The sequence below is a fragment of the Myxococcus xanthus genome (assembly GCF_013116825.1).
GTDB lineage: Bacteria > Myxococcota > Myxococcia > Myxococcales > Myxococcaceae > Myxococcus > Myxococcus xanthus_B.
The window spans coordinates 1-7,692 of sequence record NZ_JABFNS010000228.1 but is presented as its reverse complement, the minus strand read 5'-3'; the positions used below and the strand labels follow the sequence as shown (position 1 = coordinate 7,692).

The window sequence follows — 7,692 nt, the reverse complement described above, 5'->3', positions numbered from 1 at the left end:
TCGCGAGGGAGGGTGGGGGCAGTGCGGCGCGGTCGACCTTGCCGTTTTGATTCAGAGGCAGGCGCCGCAGGTGCATGAGGGCGGCCGGGACCATGTAGTCCGGCAGGCAGGCTTCCAGGTGAGCCCTGAGTCGGGCGTCTTCGATGGGTTCCGGCGCCACGTAGTAGCCCACCAGGAACTGGTTCTCACTGGAGCCATGGGCCCCATGCCGCATGACCACCACCAGGCTGTGCTCGACGGTGGGGTGCTGCTTGAGGGCACTTTCGATTTCGCCCAGCTCGATGCGGTGACCTCTCAGCTTGACCTGGAAGTCATTGCGGCCGAAGAACTCCAGGTTGCCGCAAGGCAGGTATCTGACCAGGTCGCCGGTTCGATAGAGCCGCCCACCGGGCGTACCCGGCAGCGGGTTGGGGACGAAACGGGTGGCGGTGAGCTCCGGGGCGTTGAGGTAGCTGCGGGCCAGCCCCTGGCCGCCGATGTACAACTCTCCCGGGACGCCCGGCGGCAGCGGTTGCTGCTCCGCGTCGAGGACGTAGCACTGGGTATTGGCCAGCGGTCTTCCAATCAAGACCCGGCTCTCGTGCTCGTCGAGGAGGAACGTGGTGGACCAAACTGTGGTCTCGGTGGGGCCGTAGACGTTCCAGCACTCGATGACCGAGGCCACGAGCTGACCGGCCAGGGACGGTGGCAGGGCCTCGCCTCCACACAGTGCGCGGATGGCCAGCTTCCGGCCCTTCAGATGCGGGACAATCGTCTGCCACAGCGAGGGCGTGGCCTGGACGACACTGACCCCTACCTCTTCGATGAGGAACAGCAGCTTGCTCGGGTCGAGTAGATCCGCTTGTTCTGCGACAACGAGGCTGCCGCCGCGCATCAGCGGCATGAGGAGTTCCAGGGTGGAGATGTCGAAGGCGACGGTGGTGACCGCGAGGATTCGATCTCCCGGGGTGAAGGACAGGCGGGCGCTGATATCGGTCGCGATGTTGACGAAGCTCTGGTGCTCCACCGCGACGCCCTTGGGCTTGCCGGTGGTGCCGGAGGTATAGATGACATACGCCAGCGCTCGGCTCGTCGGGTTCGCTCCCAGGTCCTCGGAGCCCATGGCCTGGAGCGCGTGTTGGACCTCCTCCGAGTCGAGAACGATAGGTGACTGGGCGGTTGGGCGGTGCAGCCCCGCTTCGAGCTTCTGGATGCACGCTGCATCCGTGAGGAGCAATCTCACGCGGCTGTCGTCCAGGATGCTGAGCGTGCGGCTGACAGGGGAGGCGAGGTCGAGCGGCACATAGGCGCAGCCCAGCTTCAAGATGCCGAGGATGGCGACGAGCAGCTGCTCGCTTCGAGAGTGGTAGAGTCCGATGAGCGAGCCAGGGAGGACTGCGTGGGCCTCCTGGAGATATCTGGCCAGTTGATTGGCGCGTTGGTTCAACTCCCGATACGTCAGCTTGACGTCTCGGTGAATGACCGCGACCTCGTCGGGCCTGAGCCGGGCCTGCTCCTCGAACAGCCCGTGGATGGTCTGGTCGGAGGGGAAGCTTCTCTCCGTCTGGTTCTCCTCGATGACATAGCGCTGGATGAGCGCGTCGGGGAGCGCGAGCAGCTGGCGGAAGCAGATGGCTCCCCGGACGAAATCGTCCAGTCTGAAGATGAAGAATTCAATGTGCTCCCAGAGGTGCGCGAAGAAGGGATGGTCAACCGCGCTGACCTTCAGGTGCTGACTGGCGCTGTGGTAGCTCAGGGTGAGCGGCGCGGCCGAGTGGAGTCCTGGTGAGTCGTAACAAAGACAGAGTCCAGGGGGCGGGCCGTCAAATGCGGTGTCGTAATCGAAGAACGTGTTGTCCTGGATGCCGTAGATGGGACGGTCAAGCAGATCGCGGAGGGAGGGGAAGTCGCTTCGCCCGCGGACCTCGATGGCCTTGCGCATCCTGGCGTGGCCGACCCTCGACTCATACTCATAGCAACCATCCTGGCGGGCGTTGAGCAACACCTGGAGGCCGAGCCCCAGCAACTCGAACTCAATCGAGGAGAGGTTTCGGTCCAGCGTACGCTCGAAGAGAGGGCGCTCGGGCGACGTGGCTGGCCCGAGTGCGTCCAACAGGGAGAAGCAGTCCTCGCGTTGTGCCCGCTGGCGGGCTTCCTCCGAGAGGTGCTGGAGTGCTCGACTCAGCTCGGCGAGCTCCGCCAGGTGATTGTTCCCGGGCGCGAGCGGCGAGAGTCCTTCAGGCTCGTCTCCCCGCGCCAGGAGGATGAGGCTGTCGATGCAGACGTTCTTCGCGGCCTCGATCAGGGTGCTCACGCTCGGGGTCGCGGTTCCGGGGAGCGGGCGCTGGCAGAGCAGGGCATGTCCATCACCCCTGCCGAGCCATGCGCTGAATGAGCCGACATCCCCGTGCGTGAGCTGGAGCGACAGCGTGTCGAGGCCGAACGGGCTCCTGGGCGCTGTCGTGTTGAACTCCAGGTCGATTGGGTGGTGAGACACCTCCTCCGCGTCCACGAGCGTGAAGTTGAACGTGAACCGTTCACTCCACTCCTTGCTCAACTCCGCAGGGGGACGCAACACGTAGGCGCAATGGCCGGCGTCGATCAGGTAGTCGATGATTTCAAGCGCCAACGCGTGGAAGTCGGTATTCACCAATACATTGAGCACTCTCATGGATTCCTCGACGTGGGGACAGGCACGGCTGGGGCGTGCGTCAGCCGGACAGCAGCCCTGGCTGACGCGGAAAACGCCTCACTGGAGGTGCTGGGCGGAAGAAGCAGTTACTTGCGAGCAACAACGATGGGCAGCACGCCCTTGCGGCTGTAGTTGATCCGCTCGACGGTGAGGCCCGCCTCTTCCAACTGCGCCCGGGTGTCCTGCTCCGTGGCGAAGTTGAGATAGTTCGCCTGGATGATGTCCCCGAACAGGGCGCGCTCGATGAGCAGATCTTCGGGCGCCGTTTCATAGGCCTCCCACGCGCCAGAGGCGGGGTCTCCCGCAGGAGGGGGAGGCAGGAAGCTCATGAGCAGGTAGCCGCCCCTTTTCAAGGCGTCATGGAAGTTCCGGTAGAGCGACACCAGGCGCCGCGGATCGGGCTCGTACATGTTCAGCCCGTTGCTGCTGATCGCGTCAAACGTATCCTGGATGTCGAGGTGCCACGCATCTCGTTGCAGGAACTGGCAATGCGCTTCCAGCCGTCGCTCCTGGGCGTTGCGCCGTGCGAAGTCCAGGGACTGGGCATCAACGTCGATCCCCGTCAGCTGGAAGTGCTGGAGGCCGCGATAGTCGAGCTGTAACAGGTCATCCATCAGCCCGCTGGGTATCGAAGCAAGGTGGACGCCTTCCCGGACGTGCTGCCCGAGCTCCTGCTTGAAGCGATGAAATCGTTCCCGGGCCTGTACGAGCAGGGACTTGCCGAGCAGCCAGGACTCAAGGGCCGTTTCTGGCGACTTCCCGAATCCATGCTGAAAGATGTACGAGGTCCAGTATCCATTCAGCCCCCGGTTGTGGAGGAGGAACCGGCCGAGTTCGAACTCCTTCAGCTGATGGAGCAGTTCGAGCGTGCGGTCGAGCGGCAACATCAGTCGTTCGGTCTTCTTCAGACGCTCCTCGATTTTCTGGACGAGGGCGCTGGTAGTGACAGGGTCGTTGAACTGGGAGGTCTGATGCGAAAGGATCTGGGTCATCGAAGGGTCCCCCTGGTGCCGCGTTTGAGTCAAACCTGCCAACCGATGGCGTTGAAGCTGGTGCGAACGGATGCGTGATTCGCCACGCCCGAGTTCTTGAGCGCGGTCAGGACATTCTTGACGATGGGAATGTCCGGTGTGATGTCGAATCCCTTGTAGAGGACCGCGACCTGCTCGGTGGCCTGGCTCGTCCCGGTGAGGTGCCCCAGGAGCTGTGCGTTGTAGGCCTTGTCGGATTCGATGTTGAGGTAGCGCTTGACGAAGAAGGCGATGTGCGTGCCGATGGCCGCCCTGTATTCCTCCGGCAGGTTCTCCCAGGTGTACTTCATCAGATCCAAGAAGAAGCCGTAGTGTCGCGACTCGTCGTTCATGTGATCATTGATGTAGTACTTGATCGACGGATGGATGTTGTCGCTGTTGAAGAACTCCACCAGCTCGCGCACCAGGGTGGTCTCGAAGATGCAAACGGCCAGGATCTCGAAGACGTCATGGTACTTCTCGTCGAGCAGGGCCTTGGTTTCGATGACCGAGCGGTAGGAGTCGGAGAGCGGATAGTCGAGTTCCTTGAACTCAGGGTGCTGATTCCTGAGCTGGAGGATCATGTCCTTGGCGACGTAGACGTGATAATATTCGTCGATGATGACAGTATAGGCATTGAGCTTGAGATTGTCGGGGTAGTTGAGCGGCAACCTCCCGTCGATGAGCTTCTCGCATGCGGAGACGATGAACTTCACCTCCAGGTTGATGATGTCATTGAGGTACTTGAAGAAGGAGTGGAGCAGCAGGGTGTTCCTGCTGTCCTGCCCAAGACTGCTGGCTACCTCATTGAGCAGGAGTGGCTGTTTTTCCGTGGGGAAGAAGTGCCCCTCTTTCGCGAAGTCGATGGGCTTCCTGGGCCGGGTCCGAATGGAGCCCCTGGCTTCCCATCGGTCGCGATATTCGAGGCTTCGACTGATGCTGGCCTGGCGAGGAGTCGTCTCCAGCGGTGCCGTGGTCTGCTCCACGGTACATGCGGGTTCCTTCATGGTGTGCTCCTGGGGGCGAGACGCGAGGTGACAGGGCTTGGCAATGCAGTAGCTGCCTCCGCCGCGAGCGTTCGTCAGTGACGGCACCGTCCACGGTGTGAGCACTCACGGCGGCTGGGGGCGTCAGTTGGCGGTGTTCGCGCTGTTGGCCACGCGAGCGGGTCTCAGGGCCAGGAAGGTGGCCGCGACCACGCTGACGAGCATGACGGCGGCGACCGTGACGACCTTGCCATTGAAGAAGTAGCTGGCGGCGGCCGTGAGCAATGAGACGAGCAGGGACCTGACGCTCATGATGACCGAGGAGGCCGTGCCGCGGAGCTCTGGGAAGATTTCCATCGAGCGTCCGAAGATCACCGGGTAGCAGAGCGCGAAACCAACGCAGTACAGGCTGATGAGCGCCGTGAGGGCATAGGCGTTCTCGGCGACGAGGAGCAGCAGGGCGATGCTGCCTGCGGCGACACCCATGCCCACCTTCACGGTGTTGTCCGGCCCGCCCAGGTAGGGGATGAGCTTGCCGGCGAACATGCTGGGCACCGCGAAGGAGATGACGATGATCGAAAGATGAGGGACGAAGAACTTGATGGGGAGGGCGAAAGTCTGGAGATAGATGAAGCCGCTGGACGCGATGAACACCATGTAGGCGGCGAACAACAGACTGGGGACCAAGGCGGCGCTGATGAAGCTGCCATTGCGGGCGAGCCTGGCGTAGTCTCGCACAATCTTCCCGGCATCCAGCTTCTCGAGCGTCGTCTTGGTCTCGGGGAGGAAGAAGAACATCATGACCAGGGCCAGCGCCGTGATGCCGGCCACGACGGCATAGTTGCCGCGCCAACCAAACGCCATGTTGACGTAGCCTCCAGCGGAGGGGGCCAGCGCCATGAACGTGGACATCATGGCATTGGTCAAGCCGAGGAGCTTGAAGGCCTCGTTGCCCTGATAGCAGTCCGCGATGATCGCGAAGACGAGCACGACCGAGGTGCTAGCGCCAATGCCTTGGATGAAGCGCGACAGCAGCAACCAGTCGATGGTGCGGGCATAGACACAGCCGACGGCGCCGATCAGCATGATGCTGTTTCCAATCAACATCAGCTTGCGGCGGCCGAAGCACTCCGAGAGGGGGCCATAGACCAGGGCGCCCACGCAGAATCCGAGAAAGTTGTAGGTAATGGTCCGTTGGATGAGTCCTTCTGGTACACCAAAGTCCCGGGCCATGTCAGGGAAGCTCGGCACGGACATGTCTATTTCGATGCAGGTGCTTATGATTGCCAAGATCAGGAGGCTTGGCAAATATCTCTTGTTCATGTTGGGGTTCTCGGAATCAAGCGGGATAACGGGTATAAAATTAGCCTTATCCTGGAATGCCTGAATATCGCTGATGGGCTTACATGCCCGAGAGGCTCCACGGGTGTCAAGGAGCTCAAGAGGCGTTGTGGAGAGCCCAGGCTTGCCGCAGAGCAGCATGGACTGCTCATTGCGTCTGGGTTGTCCGTGTGCGTCAGGCTGTCGTAGGCGCGGGTGTTGCTGATGGGGCAGGATTCTTCCAGTTTGGGTGGAGCGCCCTCAATGCGTAGCAGGCGATGATGACTTGTCTTGTTGGGGCGACAGAGTGCGTATGGCCGCGTCCTCTTCACAAAGGAGCCGCTATGTCTGCCTATGCTGCTGTCGTCCGCGCACCCCGCACCCTCACCGAGAAGGAGGTGGCGCTGCTCTTGCGCACCACGGGGTTGCACAAGGAGGGGTTCAGGGACCACTGCCTGTACAGCCTCGCGCTGGCCTCGGGTCTGCGCGAGCACGAGCTGGTCGCCCTCAACATCGGCGACATCTTCAACGAGCATGGGCGCGCACGCCGGCACGTGACGCTGACTGTCTTCAAGGGTTGCCGCCGGCACCCGGCCCCCCAGGAGGTCATCCTCTCGGACACGGTGCGCGCGAAGCTGGAGAAGCTGCTGCGCTTGAAGCGCGCGCAGGGGCACGACGTGGGTCCCCATGCGCCGCTCTTCCTGAGCCGCAAGGGCCTGCGCCTGTCCACGAGGCAGGTGCGCCACGGCTTCGCGGTGTGGCAAGAGCGCGCGGGCCTGGAGCGGCACCTGAACTTCCACGCCGTGCGCCACACCGCGTGCACCGGGGTGTACCGGAGGACGAAGGACATCCGCCTCACTCAGCGCTTCGCCCGCCAACGGAGCATCGACTCCACCGTCATCTACACGCACCCCTCGGAGGACGAGCTGGTGCGCGTGACGCAAGAGTTGCCCTGCTGATGGGGCGTGCCGCCTCCGCGCTGAGCGCCCGCGAGAGCCCCTGGTTGGGCCGGGGTGCCGCGCGGAGGCGGTGAGGGGCGGCCATGCACGGGGCCCGCGCGGGCCGCCCCTGGCGCGGCCGGCGAAAGTGAACAGCGCGAGGCGTTCACTTACCGAGTGCAAATGAACAGGGGCGGGGTGTTCACTTTTTGGGAGGTGACTCTCTCGAAAAGAGCCCCAGGTACACGCCCCGGCGGGGCTGGCCCCACGAAAAATTGCACCACCCCCACCCTGGCGTCAGGGGTAGGCGAGGTAGGCGTGCTGGCGTCGTGGGTAGGAATGGTTGCGCCCGGACGGGGCAGGCGGTGAAGGTGATTGGGGCGGAGCTGGGGCGCGCCAGGGGCGGCAGGTGGCGCCAACCTGGGGAAAGCGGCCATGGGCCTCGGCGCTTCGGCCTGCCAGGAGGCCTCGTAAGCGCGCGAAACAGCGTGGGGGCAGTGAGGCCGAATGGCCGCCTTTACCTGTTTTCGGCCATTCGGCTCGGCCCTGGTAACGGCACGCGCGCCCAGCTGCGCGCGGGACGGCGGGCCGGTGCTTCGAGGGCGGTCGCGGGGAGTCGTGGGCCTCACGGAGAGCACAAAGCCCTGCGGCCCGAAGCGCTGGAGGACACGCGCGCACGAACGGGGCGCCACGCAGAGGAGGCGTTGGTGCGCGGGGCTGAATCGGGGGCGCGCGCTAGGGGCCAGGGGCGGCAAGCGGACCCCAGC

The 7,692-nt window shown here is 63.5% G+C and carries 5 protein-coding genes; 1 reads left to right on the top strand and 4 read right to left on the bottom strand.

Annotated features, from left to right (window positions below; all coding sequences use genetic code 11):
- From HNV26_RS36210 to HNV26_RS36195, 4 genes are all read right to left on the bottom strand, one after another.
- Positions 1-2,650 (bottom strand): non-ribosomal peptide synthetase (locus HNV26_RS36210; protein ID WP_171453002.1); only part of this gene is annotated, 2,650 nt, incomplete at its 3' end.
- A 107-nt stretch (positions 2,651-2,757) separates the two neighbouring features.
- A complete protein-coding gene (locus HNV26_RS36205; RefSeq protein WP_171441526.1) occupies positions 2,758-3,663 on the bottom strand; it encodes a class I SAM-dependent methyltransferase in 906 nt (301 codons plus the stop codon).
- Positions 3,664-3,692: 29 nt separating this feature from the next.
- Positions 3,693-4,688: a diiron oxygenase gene (locus tag HNV26_RS36200; RefSeq protein WP_171441527.1), complete on the bottom strand. Its 996-nt coding sequence runs from the start codon at positions 4,686-4,688 to the stop codon at positions 3,693-3,695.
- 123 nt (positions 4,689-4,811) lie between these two features.
- Positions 4,812-5,990: a multidrug effflux MFS transporter gene (locus HNV26_RS36195; protein ID WP_171441528.1), complete on the bottom strand. Its 1,179-nt coding sequence runs from the start codon at positions 5,988-5,990 to the stop codon at positions 4,812-4,814.
- A gap of 341 nt (positions 5,991-6,331) precedes the next feature.
- On the opposite strand from HNV26_RS36195, the gene HNV26_RS36190 reads away from it, so the two are divergent.
- Positions 6,332-6,946 (top strand): tyrosine-type recombinase/integrase, encoded by a 615-nt coding sequence (locus HNV26_RS36190; RefSeq protein WP_171441529.1) that lies wholly within the window; start codon positions 6,332-6,334, stop codon positions 6,944-6,946.
- Positions 6,947-7,692 lie beyond the last annotated feature (746 nt).